The sequence below is a fragment of the Gelidibacter sediminis genome (assembly GCF_004364975.1).
Classification (GTDB): domain Bacteria; phylum Bacteroidota; class Bacteroidia; order Flavobacteriales; family Flavobacteriaceae; genus Gelidibacter; species Gelidibacter sediminis.
On sequence record NZ_SOBW01000008.1, the window covers coordinates 1,149,374 to 1,171,239 of the forward strand.

Annotated in this window: 14 protein-coding genes; 5 read left to right on the plus strand and 9 right to left on the minus strand. The window is 33.5% G+C overall.

Annotated elements, in window-relative coordinates; all coding sequences use genetic code 11:
• The first annotated feature begins 7 nt into the window (after positions 1-7).
• Positions 8-454 (plus strand): hypothetical protein, encoded by a 447-nt coding sequence (locus BXY82_RS11675; protein WP_133758360.1) that lies wholly within the window; start codon positions 8-10, stop codon positions 452-454.
• 24 nt (positions 455-478) lie between these two features.
• On the opposite strand, the gene BXY82_RS11680 is transcribed toward BXY82_RS11675, so the two are convergent.
• Complete coding sequence (locus tag BXY82_RS11680; protein ID WP_133758361.1) at positions 479-1,162, minus strand: hypothetical protein; 684 nt, start codon at positions 1,160-1,162, stop codon at positions 479-481.
• Positions 1,163-1,367: 205 nt separating this feature from the next.
• On the opposite strand from BXY82_RS11680, the gene BXY82_RS11685 reads away from it, so the two are divergent.
• From BXY82_RS11685 to BXY82_RS11695, 3 genes are all read left to right on the plus strand, one after another.
• Positions 1,368-3,140: an ABC transporter ATP-binding protein gene (locus tag BXY82_RS11685; protein WP_133758362.1), complete on the plus strand. Its 1,773-nt coding sequence runs from the start codon at positions 1,368-1,370 to the stop codon at positions 3,138-3,140.
• Between the two features lie 272 nt (positions 3,141-3,412).
• Positions 3,413-5,119, plus strand: a complete 1,707-nt coding sequence (locus BXY82_RS11690) for a potassium channel family protein (protein WP_133758363.1) — start codon at positions 3,413-3,415, stop codon at positions 5,117-5,119.
• 287 nt (positions 5,120-5,406) lie between these two features.
• Positions 5,407-5,862 (plus strand): FKBP-type peptidyl-prolyl cis-trans isomerase, encoded by a 456-nt coding sequence (locus BXY82_RS11695; protein WP_133758364.1) that lies wholly within the window; start codon positions 5,407-5,409, stop codon positions 5,860-5,862.
• Positions 5,863-6,161: 299 nt separating this feature from the next.
• On the opposite strand, the gene BXY82_RS11700 is transcribed toward BXY82_RS11695, so the two are convergent.
• Positions 6,162-6,803: a DUF6266 family protein gene (locus BXY82_RS11700; protein ID WP_133758365.1), complete on the minus strand. Its 642-nt coding sequence runs from the start codon at positions 6,801-6,803 to the stop codon at positions 6,162-6,164.
• Positions 6,804-7,212: 409 nt separating this feature from the next.
• On the opposite strand from BXY82_RS11700, the gene BXY82_RS11705 reads away from it, so the two are divergent.
• Positions 7,213-8,250 carry a hypothetical protein gene (locus tag BXY82_RS11705; protein WP_133758366.1) on the plus strand — a complete coding sequence of 346 codons (1,038 nt, stop codon included), beginning with the start codon at positions 7,213-7,215 and terminating at the stop codon, positions 8,248-8,250.
• A gap of 951 nt (positions 8,251-9,201) precedes the next feature.
• Here the strand turns inward: BXY82_RS11705 and BXY82_RS11710 are convergent.
• From BXY82_RS11710 to mads8, 7 genes are all read right to left on the minus strand, one after another.
• The gene (locus BXY82_RS11710) at positions 9,202-10,341 is read right to left on the minus strand and encodes a hypothetical protein (protein ID WP_133758367.1); all 1,140 of its coding nucleotides are present in this window, start codon (positions 10,339-10,341) and stop codon (positions 9,202-9,204) included.
• 9 nt (positions 10,342-10,350) lie between these two features.
• A complete protein-coding gene (locus BXY82_RS11715; protein ID WP_133758368.1) occupies positions 10,351-10,692 on the minus strand; it encodes a hypothetical protein in 342 nt (113 codons plus the stop codon).
• 3 nt (positions 10,693-10,695) lie between these two features.
• Positions 10,696-11,079, minus strand: coding sequence for a hypothetical protein (locus tag BXY82_RS11720; protein ID WP_133758369.1), 384 nt, complete (start codon positions 11,077-11,079; stop codon positions 10,696-10,698).
• Between the two features lie 17 nt (positions 11,080-11,096).
• Positions 11,097-13,535: a hypothetical protein gene (locus BXY82_RS11725; RefSeq protein ID WP_133758370.1), complete on the minus strand. Its 2,439-nt coding sequence runs from the start codon at positions 13,533-13,535 to the stop codon at positions 11,097-11,099.
• A 17-nt stretch (positions 13,536-13,552) separates the two neighbouring features.
• Positions 13,553-15,640, minus strand: a complete 2,088-nt coding sequence (locus BXY82_RS11730) for a Piwi domain-containing protein (RefSeq protein ID WP_133758371.1) — start codon at positions 15,638-15,640, stop codon at positions 13,553-13,555.
• A gap of 101 nt (positions 15,641-15,741) precedes the next feature.
• Positions 15,742-16,476: a PP2C family protein-serine/threonine phosphatase gene (locus BXY82_RS11735; RefSeq protein WP_133758372.1), complete on the minus strand. Its 735-nt coding sequence runs from the start codon at positions 16,474-16,476 to the stop codon at positions 15,742-15,744.
• The gene (gene mads8 / locus BXY82_RS11740) at positions 16,436-21,865 is read right to left on the minus strand and encodes a methylation-associated defense system ATP-binding protein MAD8 (protein ID WP_243835794.1); all 5,430 of its coding nucleotides are present in this window, start codon (positions 21,863-21,865) and stop codon (positions 16,436-16,438) included. Before mads8 ends, BXY82_RS11735 begins: the two co-directional genes overlap by 41 nt.
• Position 21,866 lies beyond the last annotated feature (1 nt).

Genomic DNA, 21,866 nt, shown 5'->3' on the forward strand with positions numbered 1-21,866 from the left:
ACGAATAATGCTATTTTCATTAAGCACCCGCCCCTACCACCGCTCCGAAATAGATCTCCTATTCACTAAAGTAAAACAACAAATGCACCAAGAGGCCTTAAAGCAAGGCGGAGATGGCATCGCGCTTTATAGAGACTGCTACACAGGTAAAATTCTGCGTGGGGGCGATCGCTATGATTATGAGCATATCCGCTCTTCAGAATCCATATTCATGAAGTATTGCGACCAATTGACCAACTCTGAAATTGCTGAAGTGGTCAACTGCCCTGAAAACGTAGCGGTGACGTTGAGAACAATTAACCAATCCAAAGGGAAAATGAGAATGGAAGATTGGCTTGCTAATGCTAACAATATTATCAACCATAGGATAAATATGGGGTTGACAAAAAGCGCTTTGGAATATGCGGATATCGGAATTCAGCGGAAAGTAAACGAAATACTTTTGCGAAAGTGATCAATGTTTTATAAAACCATTGTATTAATTCCCGATTTTTACTTCATCATGAGGGGAACTCAGTCCTGTAGGCATGTCCGTTAGCTGATTTCCATCTACAAACATTTTGCCGTCTCGAATTTCGAAGGTATTATTTGTCTTTGAAGGCAAGGAGTTTATAACCGTAAAATCTCCTCTATCTACTAATTTCGCACTAAGGGCGGCACCTGATACGACATCAATTTCCAAAAGGGCATCCATCGGTATTGATTCTGCATCTGCATAAGGCTGCACCTGAATCACTAGAGTTTTTCCATCCCTAAACCCCAACTTATATGGATGCAACATATAAAAAATAGAGCCGTAATCAGTATCATTATTAATCCTAAATTTTTGTTTTAAATCATTTGTGTAGAAGGTATACTTCATTTGCTTAAGATTTACATCATAAATTTCCAGTTTGGATTTACTATCATTCAATGGCGACTTGATCTGACTTGACCCCAAAGCCAAATACCGTCCATCAGGTGAAACTGACAGGGCATCTAATCGCCAATTACCCATTTGTATTGCAGGTTCATTCAATACATTTGCTCGGAAAGGCTGTCTATTACTCATTAAGGCGCTATTCACTGTTTTATTTTTCAAATAATAGATACGTGTCGTACCACAAGACAGTAGAAAACATAAACATAAGGCGACGGAGAATTGAATTGCTGAATTTTTCATGTCTTAAAATTTTATAAATCATTAAATATCAGCAATTTACAAAATATTAAATGACTATAACACTAAGGCATAAAAATTATTAGGTCATGCAAAAGCGGCACTAAAGCATACATATCAGTTTAAATTTCTTTATTCAATAGCGCATGAACCGCATTACCCCTACATTAATGAGTATTTTTGCCATCTCTATTTTATATGATTAATTATGCAGCATTATAAAGAAACATCCAAACGCAAAGATAACTCACAACCAAAAGTAACGATGGTCCAAGCTTTTAAGACCATTATTTGGCCTCGCCGAAATTTAGTTTTTATCGGGCTCATTTTAATCGTAATTAAAAGTTTATCCGGATTGATTTTGCCTTGGCAGAGTAAAGTGCTGTTGGACGAAGTGGTGCCTAATAAAGATTTATCCCAACTCTATACCTTGATTGCCATTGTAATCAGCGCCATTACCGTGCAAGCGCTAACATCCTTCTTACTCACCAGAATCTTGAGCGTTCAAGCCCAATTTTTAATCAGCGAATTGCGTTCTAAAGTGCAGAAAAAAGTATTGTCATTACCTATTAGCTTCTTTGACAACACCAAATCTGGCGCCTTGGTTTCAAGAATCATGACCGATGTTGAAGGTGTCAGAAATCTTATAGGTACCGGATTGGTACAATTGGTAGGTGGCTCGTTTACAGCAATCGTATCCTTAATTATTTTGATAAAATTAAATGCCTGGATGACGTTGTTTGTATTTGTACCCTTGTCAATTTTCGGAATTATAGCCTTAAAAGCTTTTAAATATATCCGTCCAATTTTTAGAACCCGTGGTAAAATCAATGCTGAAGTTACAGGTCGTTTAACTGAAACGCTTGCTGGCGTCCGAGTTATTAAGGCATTTAATGCTGAGGAGCAGGAGAATATCGTTTTCGAAAAAGGAGTTGAACGGCTTTACCAAAATGTAAAGAAGAGTTTAACAGCAACGGCATTGATGACGAGTTCTTCCACATTTCTAATCGGCGTGGCTACCACCGGCATTATGGGCATGGGTGGCTATTATATGATGATTGGTGAAATGACCACGGGCGACTTTCTATTCTTCACCCTCATCCTAGGGTTTATGATTGCTCCCATCGTACAAATGAGCAATATCGGGAGTCAGTTGACTGAGGCTTTAGCTGGTTTGGATAGAACTGAAGAACTGATGAACATCACTGCCGAAGAAGATAATCAGGATAGAACTATTGCCCTGAACCAACTTAAAGGCGACATTGAGTTTACTAACGTGTCCTTTTCATATGAAGAAGGCAAGCAAATTTTGCACAACATCAACTTTAAAGCACCTGCCGGTTCGGTTACCGCTTTGGTGGGAAGTTCTGGGTCAGGGAAATCGACCATTGCGGGTCTTTCTGCTACATTTTTAACCCCACAATCTGGAAAGGTCACTATTGACAATCAAGATTTATCTAAGGTGAACTTAAGCAGCTACCGACAATATTTAGGCGTCGTTTTACAAGATGAATTTTTATTTGAAGGAACTATCCGCGAAAACATCATGTTTCCAAGACCAAATGCGACAGAAGCAGAGTTGCAAAATGCCGTCAATGCGGCATACGTTAATGAATTTACAGATCGGTTTGAGGAAGGCCTAAACACCCTTATAGGAGAACGAGGCGTTAAACTCTCTGGCGGACAAAGACAACGTTTAGCAATTGCTCGCGCAATTTTAGCCAACCCTAAAATCATAATTTTAGACGAAGCTACGTCGAGTTTAGATACCCAAAGTGAAGCCTTAATTCAGAAAAGTTTGGGCCAATTGATTAAAGACCGAACGACCATCGTCATTGCGCATCGTTTAAGCACGATTAGAAAAGCAGATCAAATTTTAGTTATTGAGGCTGGGCACATTGTAGAGCGTGGCACTCATGACCAATTGATTGTTAAAGAAGGACGCTACTATGAACTTTATACGTATCAAGCGAAAATATAGAACTTTGTAATCAGTTCATCATCAGTATTACTTTTTAGAATACCAACTTAATAGTTTTTTGGAGTGCTAAAACAAAACTGACTAGAATATAGCAAAATTAAATTCAAAGTTACAAAAATGAATACTTTCATATTTACCGTAACCAAATCTTTTCTATGAGGCATTCTTCATTCTTAGTAAAATTATACTTAAAACTTTATTTATCAAATAGTAAAACATAAATTTGATAAAGAATTGAAATAAAGCAAGGCATTTTTTAAGAGCAATAGCATATGAAATTTATTGGTAGTCAGTTAGCGTATTATTTAGGCGACAAGGACTTTAAACAAAACTCCAAAGTCTTGCTTAAATATTTAGTCCTCTTAGCAATTGTCATCATTATATATTCTGTTCTTTTCCACTTTATAATGGCGTCTGAAGGCCAAAACCATTCTTGGATCACAGGCTTTTATTGGACACTGACCGTCATGAGTACATTGGGCTTTGGAGATATTACTTTTGCCTCTGATCTCGGTCGTTTTTTTAGTATCGTGGTTTTACTTTCTGGAATAGTCATGTTAATGATTGTGTTGCCGTTTGCATTTATTAGACACTTTTACATTCCACTTTTAGAGTCAAAAAAGAAAAATAAAGTACTACGTCAGGTTCCTTCTGGAACCAAAAATCACATTTTGATATGTTCTTATGACGTAATAGCACGTGATCTTACTGCGCGGTTAGAACAAGAAAACACGCCCTATTTCGTCATTGAAAATGATTTGGAAAAAGCGATGAAAATGCATGATGACCATGTCCCAATATTACTTGGAGACTTGGATGACCCAGAGACCTTTAACCTAGGTAATATTGAAGATGCAAAAATGGTATTGATCAATAGAGATGATTTCCTGAATACTAAGATTATTTTGACCATTCGGGAAATTGCCCCTTCCATTCCCATTGTTGCCATTGCGACGTTGATTGAGTCGGTAGATGTACAGCAATTAAGTGGTGCAGACCACGTGTTACCTGTAAAAAAATGGCTTGGAGAACAGTTAGCCAATAGGGTCAACACCCAACATGCAGAATCTCATGCCATAGGGCAATACGAAGACCTATTGATTGCCGAATTACCAATCTATAACACCCCATTTGTATCACAACGCATCCGAGAGATGGATTTGAGACAACGCTTTGGGGTCAGTATTGTAGGTATATGGGAGCGCGGAAGGTTGCAACCGATAACAGGCAATGAAACACTCACACAGGAAAGTATATTAGTAGTCATTGGACATAAAGAACAACTCCAAAATATTGATGAACTCTTTCATGATTACGATGTCAACCCTCATCCGGTTTTACTGATTGGAGCGGGCCGGGTAGGATTAGCGGCGGCAACATCTTTACACCAAAACGGCGTTTTGGTAAATGTCGTGGATAAAGATCCGGAAGTGTGCAAAAAAGTAAGTCCTTATTGCAACAAAGTATTTTTGGGTGATGCCTCCGATTATCACTTACTCAAAAGCGCTGGAATTTTAGAGGCACCTTCCGTTTTATTATCTACCCATGATGATACTATGAATATTTATCTTGCCTCCTATTGTCGCCAGTTAAACAGGGATGTACGAATAGTGAGTCGGATATCCGAAGCTCGAAATGTAGACATTATACAAAAAGCAGGCGCCAATTTTGTATTAAGCTACTCTACCTTAGGTTCTGAGGCCGTGTTATCCATCTCTAAGGGCCAGGAACTGACCGTTCTTGGAGAAGGGTTTACCTTGTTTATCATTCCCATCCCAAAATCATTAGAAGGCAAGTCGCTGGCAGAATCTAATATTGGCGCTAAAACCGGCTTATCGGTTATTGCCATCAAAGAAAATTCGAAGGTTATGACCTTGTTATCATCACAGACCATTCTGCCTCATGGTGCCGAAATAGTGATGTTAGGTAATATTGAAATGAAACATAGATTTAATAAGATATATGTGAAAGGGAATTGATCATCATTTTTAATTCTTTCACGGCTTGAATGCTGTAAAAATCGAATCTCAATGCTATTAAAGCACCAATTCACCTTATCAACTGATACTTAGGAAAAACCAAATAGGATTTATGTTTCAATGTCATAGTTAGCCTTACCTAGTCTCAGAGCATTATATATTTAAAATTCGGTTAATTATAAAGGCAGACTATTTATACAATATCATAAATAGAAAATCTGAAACTGATTTGTTACTATTTATTATGGTGTTTCCCCTATATTTGATCCCTTAAAAAATAAATATTTATGAAAAAATACACGGTATTGGTTTTGGTTTTTGCGTTATTGACTGCATGCAATAACAGTGATGACAATGTAGACTATAGAGAGAAAAATAATGAAGATATTATAGCATATATTGACAACAATAATTTAAATGCTCAAAAAAGCGATTCTGGTTTATATTATGTCATTAACGAGCTTGGCTCTGGCATTCAACCAACCGTTACTTCGAATGTAACAGTAGCTTATAAAGGTTATTTTTTAAACGGTCAGACTTTTGATCAAAGTGATGCTAATGGAGTTTCCTTTGGTTTGCAACAAGTTATTAAAGGCTGGACAGAAGGCATTCCTTATTTTAGAGAAGGCGGTAAAGGTACCTTATTAATTCCTTCGCATTTAGGATATGGAAATCAAGGACGTCCTGGTATTCCTGGTGGGGCTGTTTTAATATTTGATATCCATCTAATCTCTGTTAATTAGTTAGAGAGACTTCATCATCTTTAGAAATAAGTTTTAAGGGCATATCAATTTTTACCAAATAAGAATTATGGCTTATAACAAATGCAGAGCATCATCCGTATGTTGGACACTTATTTTACTTTCAATACAATATTTAACTACTCCCATATTTACTGGTGTTAGAGCATTCGGGCAACAAATAGGAAACAAAAAACTCATAAAAAGAGTAAATCGAGAGCAATCATTAATAAATTCATTTACGAATATAACATAAAAAAACCGCTCGATTTGAGCGGTTTTCAAATAAAAGCACCAAGCTATTAATTGGCTATCCCAGAGCCTAAATAAGTACTGTTTGATACTTGGCTACCATCGGCAGTTATAAATGCCATAAATAGCTCTACAGTATCTCCTGCGTAGGTTGTTGGTATCGCAACAATTTGAGTTCCTACTGTTCTGTCTGCACCATCTGTTAAAGAAATAGATTCTTTCTTTGATGGATTGTAAACCAATAACATTGCTTTATCAGTAGTGTTGGCGTTACCTTCAGCAGAGTTATCATCCCAGTTAAAAGTTACCTCTCCAGGTGTTGCAAGATCTGTAGTAGGGTTCAAAGCAGCTGATAAACCTCCCCTACTTACCAAAGCGGTTGCGTAATCCACCTCAAAGTCTGGTTCGACTCCTGTAATGGCATTATTTAACACATAAGACATTGCAGCATTAAATGCTGTTTTCTTCACTGCTAAAAACTTATATCCCTTTTGGATAAATGGTTTAACAGCTTGAATAAATTCTAAAGTCACAGTAAACTTATTTCTTTGGTTTACTTGACCTATAGTTCTTGGATTGGCTACACTTGAAGGTTTAATTCTGATGTAGTCAATTCCTTTCCAGCTTCCACCGATAATGTTTCCAACCTTACCGGAAAGCCCTCCTAAAATTCCTTGAGCAATTTTACCCATAACATAAATAATTTAAATGAAACTTACTTTTCTTCGGACTTGGTACGGACTTAACACGAAGTTGTACCTTCCGATGAAATATATGGCAACTTTTATGCTATTCGTTAGATATGGATTTTGTTGCTTTAGATTGCTTCCTTTTGCATCAGAAATAAAAAAATGAATATTTTTTTTACAAAGAAAAAGAGAAAAAAGAAAGCCGTTTCTTTGATGGCGTTGACATACTGTCAAGTTTTTTGGAAAAAATATTGCTGATGGAAAGGGTTTTGAAATTTGCGCCTGACCAAAGGTGCAAGATTTTTTTCAAAACCCGTAGGGCTTGAACTTTATAGTATGATGAGCGTTGGATGAAGTAAGCCATCTATCTTTGCAATCTTTTTTTTACTTTACCTCTATTAAAAACTAAAAAATGAAATGTAATATCTGTTTAAATAAAGAAGCTGATAAGAAAGGATCACATATAGTACCTGCATTTATCCTTAAAACTCTATTTGAAAGAAATAAAGAGTTTGTAGTTTCGATTGGAAGTGAAGCAGTACAAAATCACATTGGACGAGAATTGACACCAGAACAAATAGAGGAATATATGGGAAGAGAACTTACTGATGAAGAAATTGAACAAAACTATATTCCTTTTATTGAAGATAATATCTTTTGTAGTGATTGTGAAAAAAGGCTTGGGCATTTAGAGTCCTTATATGCTGATAAAATCCATAAAAAATTAAGTGTTTTAGAATGTGATAAAGATGATGTTATTTCTTTTGAAAATGAAATAGGGTTAATTTCTCTATTCTGGTATTCTGTAATTTTAAGATTTTCTATAGCCCAACACAATAAATTTAATCTTAAAGAGAAGGAATATAGAGCCATAAGAAATTATCTAAATAATAATCTAAAAGACACAACACAAGAGTTGAAAAGCCATGTAGAAAAAGATATTTCTTTTAATTGTCCTTATCCTATCGGGATTTTTTTTAATTCCAATGCTGTAAAAAAATTATCCAGTAATAGTGTTTTAGATATTCCAAAATATAAAAATCCATATTTTTTATTATTTAATGAATACATCATAATTTTTTACAATAAGGCCACACAAGTTAATGGAATGAAACACTCTTTTTTTGGGCTTGAAAAATCATTTGAAGCAACCAAGAATATTAACTATAATAAACAAAAAGAATGTCAAATCTGTGTAGTGAGAAATGATGTATGGGAAGAAGTTAAAACTAATATCTTCGAGTTATTTGCAAAATTTAAGCATAGAGAGTTTGTAGATATGTTCAGATTTGTTGCCGAACATTCAAAATTATCTTTTACAAGAGAAAATATAGTAAACTTTGTAAATAGAATTTTATACGAGGATACACACATTGCTGATAGATACGATAGAATACGTGTTCTTACAATTTTAGCAGAAGAGCTTAATAAATTACCTAAAATAAAATAAGCAGGTAATCGCGTAGCGTATGGCGATAGCCATAATAGCGAGCCGCCAGCGAGTTGAGCAAGGGTGGTGTGGGAAAATAGCCTGATAAGGCTACCACACCTACGTTGAAAACGCAAGGGTGGCGCAGGTTTTTGATGCCGTTGGCTATAGCGTGGGTGTAGCGTGGGAAAGCAAGTGTAACAATTGAATAAAGCTATTGAAGGATGGTTACCGTTTTTAAATTTTAGCAATTGTGAGAGTGCTTATTGTTATTTAATATTTAAGGATTTAAGTAGATTAAGTAATTGAGGGTTTTGGTTTATACTAACGAACAATTGCCAATTTAAAAATGGGATGTGTGTTGGCTGAAATAGCTGACTGAATGCGTTACTCTTGCTGTGTGTTTGCAATATAGAATAAGCCGCTTTGTGATTTAAAGACTATTTAATCAGTTATTAAAGAGATTTTAAAGGTATTTGGAAATTTCAAATTTCTTGAAGCGGTTATTGTATATGCAAAATGGCTGCCATCAAAAACTGTGACACCCTGATTAGCCCGCAGCGAACAGCAGGCGAGCCAAATAGTGAAGCAGCGGTTGTACCCCAATTTTTATATTGTGTGCCACAAGCACACACCTTATTGGGGCTTGGGGTGCAAAAGTAGCTGCGGGTGAGGAAGCTGTGTAGTGTGTGAAGTAAAGCAAATACATAGTGCTAACGAGGATGTACCACCGCAGTAGTGCTATGTATGTTAAGCACAAATGCATCGCATTTGTGATTATGCTTTATGGAACAAAATGGAACAACTGACGAACACCTTATTACCTGCTCTAACGAGATTGAGCGCAAAGGCAAAAAGTACAGGCTGAAATTTTTCAATTTTAGCTTGTACTGCGGGGAACGTAAAGCTCTTGTATTTGAGGGCGTGTAGTGCAACGGAACAAACGAGGATGCAAGTGCTTGAAGTGTGGGCTTACCAGTTCCTTCTGCTTTTCATAGTCAATGATTCCCTATCTACATCTTCCAATAATGTATCTTCCTTTTCAATTAATGGGTCGTACCAATCTGCTTTTTCCTTTGCCCATTGTATCGTATCTTCTATAACTTCATTTTGAAATTGAAGTTTTAAATCATTATTCTCTAATTCCTTTATGAAATTTCTTAAATATTCTGCTTTATGCCAACGGGTTGCCATTGAAAGCAACTCCTTAAATTTTGATAATTCCTGCTCTTTTTGTTTACGTAACTCTTCTTCCTTTTGACGGGTTTTTTCTTGTTTCTCACGCCTAATGGCATTTTCGATTTGTCGCTCTTTATCTTCTTTGGCCTTTAGTTCTATCCAGACTAAAATATCAGCAAGTTTGTCTTCTAAAACCGTGGTTTTCGTATCTGACCATTCTTTTATAGGATATGACCTATCTAATTTTAAACATAAATTACCTGTAGGAACCAAATCAAATTCATCCCAGCTTCTATTTGTTTCTAGTTTTACTCGTCTATTCTTTTCAGTTAATCTGATATTGTATGTTTGGTCATGTATAACTATTTCTGTGCGATTAGAAGTATTAAAACTATAACCACGTTTTTCTATCACTTTTACCAACGTATCCATAAACCTCAAAGCTCTTGGAAATAGACTATCTGATACGCTAATACTTAATACATTGGTATCATCTATTTTCATACTCCAGTTTCTGGATTTGTTTCTAATTTTGACCGCTTTATGGTATTCTTTGGTCGCAATAGTATATTTATGAGGCTTTGATAATTTATCTGGAACTTTTAATGACAATTCCTTATTTGTTTCGATTTCTGTTTTTAGTTTGCTTTTTACTTTGCCTGGTGGATTATATGCTACATGACCATTTTCATCAAGAAATAGGATTATTGTTTTGTCTTTTTCTACATCTACTGGGAATATAGTTTTAGAAATTTTTTTATTGTGCTTTATCTTTTGCCAATGACCTGATTGTGGTAGTGGGATATTCTGTTGCTTGCAAATTTTACGCAAATTATAGGCATCAAAATTTAACTCTTTTGCTATTGTTGTTAGTGGTTTAGACCAAACTAAATCATATAAATCCTTTCGTTTGAGGCCTTTTTTATCTGACATTTTTAGATATTAAAATGGTAACATATCAAAATAGAGCTTTCCATTTGATTCCTTTATTTTTACATCAATTCGGCTATATTTATGGTAATTATCGTAGAAAGAGTAATGCTTATAACCTTCGTCTTCCCATTCTGGATTTTCAATTTTTAAATGCAACTTCCCTTTAGATGTTTTATAAGCACATTTAAGCATACTCGTAAAGAACCTATAAAAATTTAATTTATTAGGAAAGGTTGTCTCGATGTTATTGACTAATAAATGATATAGGAAGATTTTTGGTTTGTTTTGAAGTACGGCTATAATTAAACTTTTTTTAAGTTTAGTTTTATTTGAAGTTGAATAGAGATACATATTTTAATCCTTATTTTTCTCAAAATTTTGAATAAGTGAGGAAACTAAAACTCCACCTGCCGCTCCTGCCAACCATCCCCAGACACCTATTGCTCCGCCCAAACCTGCAATACCAATACCTCCAGTACCGAAAATAACTAAACCTGTAATTGTGCCTAAAAATGCCCCTATTAATAATTTACCTTTAACTGACCTTTTAGACCATAATACTTTCTTTATTTCTTTAGCTTTTTCTTCAGTAGTAAGATTTGATTTTTGAATAGATTCAACTTCCTTTAATAACGCTAAAAATTTATCTCTTTGTTTTTTTGAGAGTTTTAAAAGAAAATCAATGCCCTTTTGGACTTGAACTGTAATTTCATTGTCACCTTGATTAGATTTTTCCATTTTTATTACGGTATTAATTAGAACAAGTTTGTAACATATTGTGGATATTGCTCTTTAAAACTCAAAATAGCTTTAGACAACGAGCTATTTGGATTTTGAAATTGAATGTAGCAATTTTCCATACTTCGAGTAATTGCCATTAACACCCAAGTTGCAGCATACATTTCTCGTCTTTTCTCTGGTGTTAACTGATCAAATAAAGTTTCCAACAAATAATTATCCGCATCATTTTCAAGCGTTTTTTGTTCAAAAAACTCATCTAAATTGAAACACATTACAGACCAAGCCTCAATACCGCGACAAGATTCATAGTAAATAGAACGTACAGATAAAGCTCCTGGTGGACTTAATTTCCTTTTATCAACATTACCCGTTGTATTCCAAAAAACTAAATCTCCTATTGCGACTTTTGCTTTATCAATTAGTACCCATTCTCCTTTTGTTTTATTATTATCCTTAACAATATTGTCATATTCATTGACTGCTACAGATGTGTCTTCATCTATTTCAATACCATTATTACTACCACTCTCTGCTGCTGTTAAAAGCAGTAACGATTCGTAGTTTGTACATCCTTGTCTTTCCCCAATTGTTTTTAGTCTCTTAATTGCTTCAACTTGTTTGTCAGAAGTAAATGAATAATCTATAAATACATTACCATGATCATCTGTATCTAATGGTTCAATATTAAGGTCTATTTCATACCAATCTGCTATATGATTTGCAAGAGCTGCAATAGCAGGTTTCATTCTATATGATTTACGTTTTTTAGTATATCTGTAAAAATCAATATTTTGGTTTCTTGATACGTGCCAATCACATAATTGAGCATATCTAATTAACTGTTCCTTACCTCCATTAGCAATTACAATATTATTACTACCAAAAATGCTATATAAGATATCCCGTTCTAATGGATGGCAATCTTGTGCTTCATCAATATATGCTATTCTACCTGCTCTAAACCCCCCTAAACCTTTTTTATAACGTGTTTTTAGCTTTTCAAAATTTATCTTACCACTACCATCTTTTTCAAGAATTTGGGGATTTAAGGCCATTACATTTTCTAATAAATCATATTTATTAACTACATCCATATCACTTAAAAATGCATCTAAATTAGAAGCTGCTTGAAGGATACGTTCCAATACCTTATGATAGTCCTTCAAAAAAACGTTTGAACTTTCAAGATTACCAAGCTTTTGTACTTTATCATTTCTATAAAATTTGAATTGTTTAGCTGTTTCTTCTTTATTTGGTAAACTTTTTAAAGATTCTTGTAGATATTGAATAAATAAAATAGCTTCTCGTCTTACACCCTCTGAAGTAGTCCATTTACTTTGAACATACATTAAAAGTTTAGCTAAACTAATATCATATTCTTTAAGACGTATGGCATTAAAATATTGTTGAATCTCAACCCATCTGGAATCTAAAGTCGCTGTTAACTCATTTATTCGTTGTTCAGTAAGTAATAAAAGAACCCCTAACTTTTTTGCTACACCATAAAAATATCCGTGAATTGTATATGTAGTTGTTGGTTGTTTTTCTTTTCTTTCCTCTGGTGATAATCGATTTGTAAAACTTTGAATTTGAGAAGCAATGTCATAAACTAAAACATGATTATAAGTTAAAAACACCCCTTTTCGTCCTTCAAGACTTAATCTTAACATCCATTTTAGGATATCTGATGATTTACCTGTTCCTGCTTTTCCGTTTACCTCAACTAATTTTTCTCCAATATTGTCATAAGCTTTAGATGAAGCATCATCTAACTTATTCTGTATACGATCTATTTTCTTTTTAGTGATATATCCATCTCTACTATCTTTTGAGGCTCGCTCAAATATTTGCCTTATCTGTACCTCAAAAAGATCATCACTATCAAACCAATTGCTATATCCTGGCCATTTGAAATAATGATTTAATTTTATTACATCTTCAACCTTATCATAAGTGAATTGGTTATCGATAATTATATTTTTTGAATAATAAGAATGTGATTTATTCTTTATCCAGATAATGGGATGTACAGTGATATGCTTTCTCTCCATTCCACAATTACTGCTTAAATAATTGGTTAAACCCCATTTCATTTTATTTGCATTATCTTCAAAATCGATAAATGCACCATCGATATCTACCAAACCACCTTCAACAGTAATTTTGGAATTGTAATATTCATTTATTATTGATACAGCAATGATTTGATTTTTGACATAAAATCTATCATCATTAGTTTCTACCCTGTACCAACTTTTTTCCTTTTTTGGAATATTCAACAAAACAATGAAGTCTATACTTGTCTGTGAGGATACTGATACCGGGAAATTATTTAATACAATTACTTCTGCCTCTTTACAGGTTTCATTTAACTTTTCTATAACCGATTCTTTAAAAGTATCGTAATCTAAATGTGCATTGGTACCGTTAATTTTTAAAAAGTTAAATTCCATTTAATAAAGTTTTAGATTTACAAAAACCACAATTTATTTTTAGCTTCTTCTTTAATATCGTTTTGGAAACGTGGTACTAATTGAGCCACCATTTCTGGGTATCTAATGGTTATTGGTACGTTTTGAGGTTTTAATGATTTCCAATACAGTCTGCTGAATTGAAAAACTTGGGTGAGCAATTCTGTAATGATGTTATCATCTTCAAAAGCATCATCATTAGGGCTGCTCATACTTACCTTAATTGGAAATGGGAAACCGTCGGAATCAAAAAAACGTTCTTCTTCAAACCTACCGTTATTGAATAGTAAAAATTTACGTTCTCCTAATCTAACAAATGTTCCACTGTAAGGCATTAGATTATTTTCAAAATCGGTATCATAAGCTATGATGTCTTTCGATTCTGTTTTGTTGATATTTAAGATGTAAATAGGTTTATTCTCCAGATTGAGTTTATGCATTCCTTCTAATATGGGTTGCATTTCTCGTTTACTCATTTCTTTGTAAAAATGGATGACTATTTTATCGGCTTCGGATTGAGTAAAGAATTTACGGATTGCTGAAATAATACTTCCTGCTAACAAGTCTGTTTCGTTTTTTGAAAAACAATCGAACTTATTGAAAATACCGTTGTTTTGAAAGCTGAATGCACTTGCTACATAGCGGTGTTTATGATCTTGATTTGTAAATGCACCTACACCGATAACCAATTCTTTTTTCTCGGTTACTGCCAGTTTCCAAGGTTTCCCTCCTAATTTGGCGTGAATAGCTAATGAAATGTTATTTAAGTGCCATTGGTAATTGGTAATATTTCGTTGTAAATCTTCAAAATCAATCGCTTGGGTCATAATACCTTCATCTAAACACAATTCTTTTACCTGATAATAAATGTTTTTAAGCTGCGGATTGGATTCAAACCTTGTAAATGGACTAATATAAAATGCTAAATAAGCTACTGATGTATCCCATTCTAACTCATTTAATTTCTGTTCTATCTCTGGAATTGGATTTTCCTTATTTTCAAATTCAATAAAATGGTTAGGTGCTGAATTTACTGGAATGTCAATAAAGCTTTTTAATCCTTTATAATAATTACCTGTTCCGTTTTTTAGATAGCCCCATAGCTTTTTAATTGTTGCTTCGTGGTCTTTATGATAAATAAAAAAGAATTTAATGTTTGGATTGGGTGGTCTAAAATATGGTCTGTATCTGTTTAACTCTAATTTAGGTGTTATACCAGTTTGCTTGTTGCCTTGTGCGTCTTTGCCATATTCCAACAAACCTTTTTCTTTTTCTATATGACCAATTCTATTTAAAGGTGCATCGATAAATTCCTCACTTCTAAAATCACATATTTGTTTGAAACTATCCGTTAAAAGATGCTCTTTGGTAAAATCCTCTATTTTTTTGAGGTATTTGATGTATCTGTTTTTTGTTTTTTTAAGTTCAAATGGAATGTTTAAATCTCTTTGCAGCTCTCTGTTAAGAATTGGTAATAGTTCCTCTAAAATAAGGCTGTTGTAAAAGGTTTCTTTTTGAGGTGTGTCTGTCTCCATTTGAAAATTCACTACTTGATTTCTAAAAATAGCTTTAGTAATCAGATGTGTATACTCTAATTCTTGAACTGATTTTTTTAGGATTTTAGATGTACCATCGAATGCTACTACCAACTCGGGATGATCTGATACTTCGGCAATTTGTATTTTTAATGTAAACTTATCGTAATAGTGATAGTCTTTATGATATTCATCTTTACTTAATACCCAAACTTGCCTGTCTTTTAATACGCCGTTTTTACGATTTACAATGTTTAGGTTATCAAAATGCTCTTTAATTTGTGCGTTTAAAAACTGCTTGTATAAATTGAGATTGTAATTGTTGCAATCTACTTTTAGTGGTTTAAAGCCTTCTCTGGGTTTGGTAAAGGTGGTGTATATTTCCTCTGCTTCCTCTAACTCCTCATTGCTAAACACCTCTGTTATTGTACTTGGAAACTTCCTATGGTGAATGGTATCTACTCCATCTACTTTGTTGAGCGATACATAAAAGGTTAATAGTTTACGTGGCCAATTGAAGTTAAGTATGTTGAATTTTAGGTGTTCTTGCATAGGTATTGAGGGGTTTTTTATTATTTACATATAGTTTTATTTAGTTTTTTAAAGATTGCCACGTCGCTACGCTTCTCGCAATGACAGCTGTTCTATTTTTTTTAGTTTATCAATATCAAAGAATAGTTATCTTTTGCTGTTTCTTTTAATTTATCATCTAATACAGCTAGAATGTCATCCACATTTTTTTCTGAATTTATGACATCTAACAATTGATGGTTGCTTAAAACATCTGTCACTCCATCGGAAGCTAAAATGATATAATCTCCTTGTTCAAAATCTTCAATGCGTTTGTAATCAATCTTTGCTTTTTTAATATCATTTTGAATTGCTCTGGTAACAATGTGATTGTACTTTTTTGCACTATTGGCCTCAACAAAGACCTTATTTTCAATTAATTCATTTTTTAAATTGTGTTCCACAGATTCAAAACCTATTTGTTCATTTTTTATGTGCCAAATTTTTACATCACCTATCCAAAAACAGTGTAAATCTCCATTATCTTGAATTACACCTCCTAAAGTTGCACCCATATTTGAATCTTGTTTTTTATTTTCTGTTGCCAACGCTCTTGTTACTTCTTCAACAGCTAACTGGATGCTGCTTTTGTCATAGCTATTCTGAATCTTTAATATTTCATATAGATTATTTACAATAAAATTAGCAGCATATTCTCCGTTCTTATAACCACCCATGCCGTCTGCTAACAGGAATATCTCTTTATCAAGCCCCATGTTCTTTATAAAGACTACATCTTGGTTAGATTTACGTGCCCCTTTATTTGTAATAAAATTACTATTCATCTTTTTTAACTGCATTGATTGTTGCTCCACCATGTTTTGTTACTCTTGGTCTTGTTATTATTTTTACAGGTTGATTTGTTACCCTTTTATCGTTTGCTTTAGAAGCCCATAAAAACCCCTCTCCTGGTTTTAAAATACTCATATCTGCTGGTGTCAATGTTGCCAGTTGTGTAATGGATTTTTGAATATGTTTTAACCATTGTGGGCTATTAAACTTATGCAATAATACTATTGAGCTTAATTCAATAATTTCATTAGGTAAACTAGGTGGATCTTGACTTGCAATTAATATGCTCACCCCTTTGTGTCTCATTTCTCTTATGGCCGTAACAATATTTCCAGTCAACTCTTTATTATCCATGTATTTATGAGCTTCATCAAAAACAATAAACTTATTAAATTGATTTTCTGAACTGTTTGTTGCAGAAAAAATATCTAATGCTGTTACAAATAAGCCTAATGCCTGATCTTTATGGATAAACTCATCTCTCATATCAATAATAATGAGTTTTGATGGCTGTAAATAATTGGCTAAATGATTGACATCCTTTACGTATTTTGAGGCAAACCTAATTCTACGGATAGCTAATGTTTTATCTCTTTTAGACAAAAGTTCACTATCACTTATTGCTTGATTTAATGTTGCTACATTTAAGTTATTGGTATCAAATAACTCTTCTAAAAGGAAATTGATTTCATTAATATAATCTGACGTATTACCCACTGCATTCATTAAAAACTGCCAATCCTTTATTGATAATTCATTAGGATTAAACAATAACGGCGCCACCTCAACAGATGGAAATTGATTTCTACGTTCTTCCACTTTACGTTCAGGACATAGGATTATGATATCATCTATACTATCCGGCTCTACATTATAAACGTCCTTTAAAATCCTCAATTCGTTAGGCTGGTCGTTAGGCTGAATCATTGATGTAAACTCTGGTTCGTAATCCATACTCTCACTGTAATGAAATATTACTCCCGCAAGTGGTGATGGCAACTTATTGACATTACTGAATTGCTTTAATACCATTTCAGTTAAGGTTCCGATGGAATAACTTTTTCCGCCACCTTGTACTCCAAATAGACTCATTGTATTAACCCCACTTAAATCAATAGCGATTTTTTTGTTTTGATGCGCTGTTTCACCCAAAATCCCATATTGTGAAGATGGTTTAGAGTTACCTATAAATATTTCAAAATTTGGTTCTGAATATGGTTTTTCTGTACTTTTTATTTTACTATCACTAGGTGTAACAATAGGTTCTTGAGGCTCATTCACCTTTTCTTGTTCTTGAATCGAATCGTTTGACTGAATCGATTTTCCTTCAGGCTTTACATCTACTACTTCAGAATTGTTAGCTTGCTCTTCTTGAGGTTTATTTTCCGGTTCAATGCGTGATGGTGCTTTTTTAAGCTTTTGAATAAATGTTTTCATTTTATTGTCAACACCTAAAGCTTCTACTAACTCCCTGCCCAAGTCATCTCCTTCTAATCGAATGGTATTTAAATCGGAATCTGGATCTAAAATATCTTCGATTAAATCTTTGCCTATGGTAAACATGGTTATATCGCCATCAACTATTTCTTTGAGATGTTTTTTTGATGTAGAAAAATCGTAAATAACACCTACTTTATTGAACTTTAAACTATAGCCTAAATCTAAATCCAATAAGAAGTCGTTATAATTATCGTATACCAAATCACTCAAGTAGTTATAACGGTTTGACCTATTTATATAAAAGCCAAGTAATCCACGTAGCTCCTTATTTTTTATTTCCCTATCCAACCTATCGTTAGAGAGATTGTATTGTGGGTCGAAATGGAATCTTAATACCTCTATAGTGTTTTCAATCTGTTCCTTCATTTTCATTTTCAGGTCTTCACGTTCTGTTTCATTAAGCGCCTTCCTGCACTTAATTTCTATAACAGTAATAAGAATTTCTTTTTTCTCTAGGTCTAGAGATACCAACAAACTATCTGCCCTACTTTTACTTTCAAAACTATTCTGGTTAAATAAATTTTGATGTAAATCGATAGGTATTAAAATGCCGTTTTCTAAAAATCCTTTCTTTTCCAACACCCTCTTTGTAAAAGCAGAACCAATTACCTCGAATGCCTGGTTTTTAGATGAGTTGAGTTGTAGTACCAGTGAGCTACTTAAAGCCCTTAAATCTTCCAAAAGGGATTTAATTTTTACTTGATGTTCTTCATTGTGAATGTCCAAGTCAAACTCCTTAAAATGAGGTCCTATTAACCCTAGTACCTCTGATGTTGGCCTTGTAGTAAGATAAGATGATATTCCTGAAACTTCTTCACCAGGTACATAATCTAATAAAAATGGAATATCCTCACCATTTGAGGGTTGGTCATATACCTCTGGCCCCATATTCTTATCAAATGTTACCACCCAGTCTGAATAATCATGTAAGTGGGTTATTAACACTTTATCCCTTTCATTCAATACCATTTGTGTTGATGGAATTGCCTCTGTATATTCTAATTTTAAAGCACAACTTGTAAAGGATTGCATGTTCTCAAATAATTGAATACCCAATTGACCAAGATTACTATAAACTATTGGTAAGTTATTACCCTTAATAAATCTATTCCATTTAAATCTATTGTCATCGTTCTCAACATTCACCGTATAATCCGTAACAATGCCATTCACATAGAAATTTCTAGTGTCTAAATCTGGTTTTACCAATTCAATTTTTATTGGAAATGGGCTTATTAAAAAACTAATATGCGCATTGAACTTCAATGGATTCTTTAAATAATCAGAAATGTTATTTATTGAAAATCTTAATTTAGGAAACAATCTGTTTTTGGATGGCTGCGAAAATGCTTCGGCTTCTTCAGAAATTGTTGATTGTGGATTTAATAGGCTTTTAAGTGCATCTCCATGCTCTATGATCTTATCACTATCCTTAAATAATCTTATCTCATATTTTATGGCACTAAATTCATTTTCTTTTTCCAATTCAATTAGTGCATCAGAAAAGACATTGGCATCACCTGCATTTACCAAATTCAAAATTAATTTGTCCACATAAGGATGTTGCTTTAAATAATTTTTAATGTGGTTAATTACCAGTTTCTTACTAATATCTGTATCAATATAGTTGTCTTTTGTGATATTAAAAAGCCCTCTGAAATAATGAAGTAACTGCCTAGATATTGATGTAAAAGACTTGCTTTCTTTATTGTCTATTCCTTCTAAATACAAGCCCCAACCATGTGCTAATTCACCTGAATAATTGTAATTTTTTAAAGACTGATTGCCAACAATAACCAATGGATTATTGGAATAGCTAAATTCATTATTAAAAAGCACTTCTAAATTATTCGACCATGCTTCTTTGTATTTTGAAAAGCCTAATGTTTCTTGTTCCCATTTAAAAAACACATCCAAAAGCTGAAGTGTCCAAGTTAATCTTAAAGGGTGTAAAGGGGATAAAAGCAATGCTTCTATTTTTTTTCCGTCAGGTAGTTTGCTGTCTAATTTAACGACATCCAAAAATTGTAATTCACTTACTAAATCTACCAAATTAGCTTTGTCTTCCTCTGAAATTTCAACATTGGATATTTGATTTTGAAGTTCAGAAGTCCAAGCTGTAAATGCTGAAATATAATTCGAAATATCTTCTTTAAAATTAAATATATCTGCAGTTTCGAAAACACCATCATTGTTTTCATTAGATTCCCGAATATATTTGAACACTTTATAACGCAAGCTCAATACTGTTTCTGGTGCGCTTAAGGTTAACTTACTCTCTATAAATTTGCAATCATTAAAATTTGTAAATGACGCATTGTTATTTATATCAACCTTAACATAACCCAAATGCTCTGCATTTTCTAAAAACTCATTTTCAATGGTTCTTAATTTAGTTGATAATAGAATTTGATAGTTATGGTTTTGCGAATAGTTTATGTGAAATACAGAGGTGTGGCTTATTTTTTTATCGTCTAACCAACAATTTGAAGGCTCTACCGGCTCTGGCGTTACAGGTTCATTATCATGTTTTAGGTCGTAGATTCTGTGATTTAAAAAGGCTTGAAATACGCTTTTAACCTTGTCTTTCCTTTGGTTGTCTTCACGATCGACGGTCTCATCAACCACAAAGTCAAAATCTTCAGAATCACAGGTTAGTTTGTAATTAAAGTCGTCTTTTAAGGCTTTTGAATTGTTTTTCTCCTCTTCTTCCCAAGCCTGTTGAATTTTAATTTCCTTAAAATCATCGTTATTATTTAATATGTCTCCAAACTCATTCTCGGCCAATACTTTGATGAAGTAGGCACCATCGTCAATGTGGTTTGCATGCAACTCGACATCGGCATCGCGGTATGCGCGATTAGATGATGAATTTTTTAGTTTTCGCAACACCGTAATTTCTTCTCCTCTACCACCATCAACCGCCATAAGAACTATCCTGAAATATTTCAATTCCGATATTTGACTAGGGTTTGGTGTTGTTGAAAACCTAACTTTAATCTTTGAAGGACTGTTTGGATTAGCATATAATTTTTTTATATCATCTTCTATTTTAAAATCACTTGATTTAATATCATCAACAGATAGTTTTACTTCATTAAAATCTCTTTCTAAATCGGATATTTTCCAGTTTGAAAAGTTTAGATTTTGGTATTTTTTGAAGATGGTTTCTGCTATTTCCTGCTTTGTGCTTAAATGGTCTTCATTTTTAATAAAGTTTACAATTTCCCCTTGCAGCGTATTCGATTCAATAGGGATATCTGCTATACGGTCTGCCATTGGCTTATCAAACGTTGACAGTACCTCAACACAATCTGAATTAAATTTTATTCTGGACCTTATTTTATTGCTATCCTCCAGTAATTTGGTGTCTGGTATTAAATTAAGATTATATAAATGGTTACCTATGCTATTATTACTAAAGCCAACTTCTTTAAGGTTTATAAGAAAGTTTATAATTTGAGTATTCTTGAGGTTATCCCGACCTATGAAATTTATTATATCCTCGATAATCAAGTTTTTAAATTCTACAGGAATTTCATCAATCAACTTGTTGATTAATTTTGTTTCTACACCTTCTAAACTCAACTCCTTAAAGGTTGCGTTACCATAAGAATCTTCTGCTGCCGTTCTACTGTTGGATGGGATTAAAATTAAAAGCGGTTTAGATTGGTTATTCCTCAATTCAATCAGTTTGGTGGCACTAATACATTTTTCATTCGTATTCACCTCTGATATAATGTAGGTATCTATTTCTGGAAATAGTTCATTTATTTTATCGCATAAGACATTTAATTCTTTAAAAGCCAATCCTGCAATTTTCATACAATGGCCAGGTTTTGCACTTTGCAGTTCTTCTTGATGCAAATCAATAACTAACTCAATTATTTCCTTATAATATGTATTTATCATCATC

Coding starts and splice junctions, on each gene's coding strand:
- BXY82_RS11675 (WP_133758360.1), top strand. CDS start 8: ATGCTATTTTCATTAAGCACCCGCCCCTACCACCGCTCCGAAATAGAT.
- BXY82_RS11680 (WP_133758361.1), bottom strand. CDS start 1,162: ATGAAAAATTCAGCAATTCAATTCTCCGTCGCCTTATGTTTATGTTTT.
- BXY82_RS11685 (WP_133758362.1), top strand. CDS start 1,368: ATGCAGCATTATAAAGAAACATCCAAACGCAAAGATAACTCACAACCA.
- BXY82_RS11690 (WP_133758363.1), top strand. CDS start 3,413: ATGAAATTTATTGGTAGTCAGTTAGCGTATTATTTAGGCGACAAGGAC.
- BXY82_RS11695 (WP_133758364.1), top strand. CDS start 5,407: ATGAAAAAATACACGGTATTGGTTTTGGTTTTTGCGTTATTGACTGCA.
- BXY82_RS11700 (WP_133758365.1), bottom strand. CDS start 6,803: ATGGGTAAAATTGCTCAAGGAATTTTAGGAGGGCTTTCCGGTAAGGTT.
- BXY82_RS11705 (WP_133758366.1), top strand. CDS start 7,213: ATGAAATGTAATATCTGTTTAAATAAAGAAGCTGATAAGAAAGGATCA.
- BXY82_RS11710 (WP_133758367.1), bottom strand. CDS start 10,341: ATGTCAGATAAAAAAGGCCTCAAACGAAAGGATTTATATGATTTAGTT.
- BXY82_RS11715 (WP_133758368.1), bottom strand. CDS start 10,692: ATGTATCTCTATTCAACTTCAAATAAAACTAAACTTAAAAAAAGTTTA.
- BXY82_RS11720 (WP_133758369.1), bottom strand. CDS start 11,079: ATGGAAAAATCTAATCAAGGTGACAATGAAATTACAGTTCAAGTCCAA.
- BXY82_RS11725 (WP_133758370.1), bottom strand. CDS start 13,535: ATGGAATTTAACTTTTTAAAAATTAACGGTACCAATGCACATTTAGAT.
- BXY82_RS11730 (WP_133758371.1), bottom strand. CDS start 15,640: ATGCAAGAACACCTAAAATTCAACATACTTAACTTCAATTGGCCACGT.
- BXY82_RS11735 (WP_133758372.1), bottom strand. CDS start 16,476: ATGGTGGAGCAACAATCAATGCAGTTAAAAAAGATGAATAGTAATTTT.
- mads8 (WP_243835794.1), bottom strand. CDS start 21,865: ATGATGATAAATACATATTATAAGGAAATAATTGAGTTAGTTATTGAT.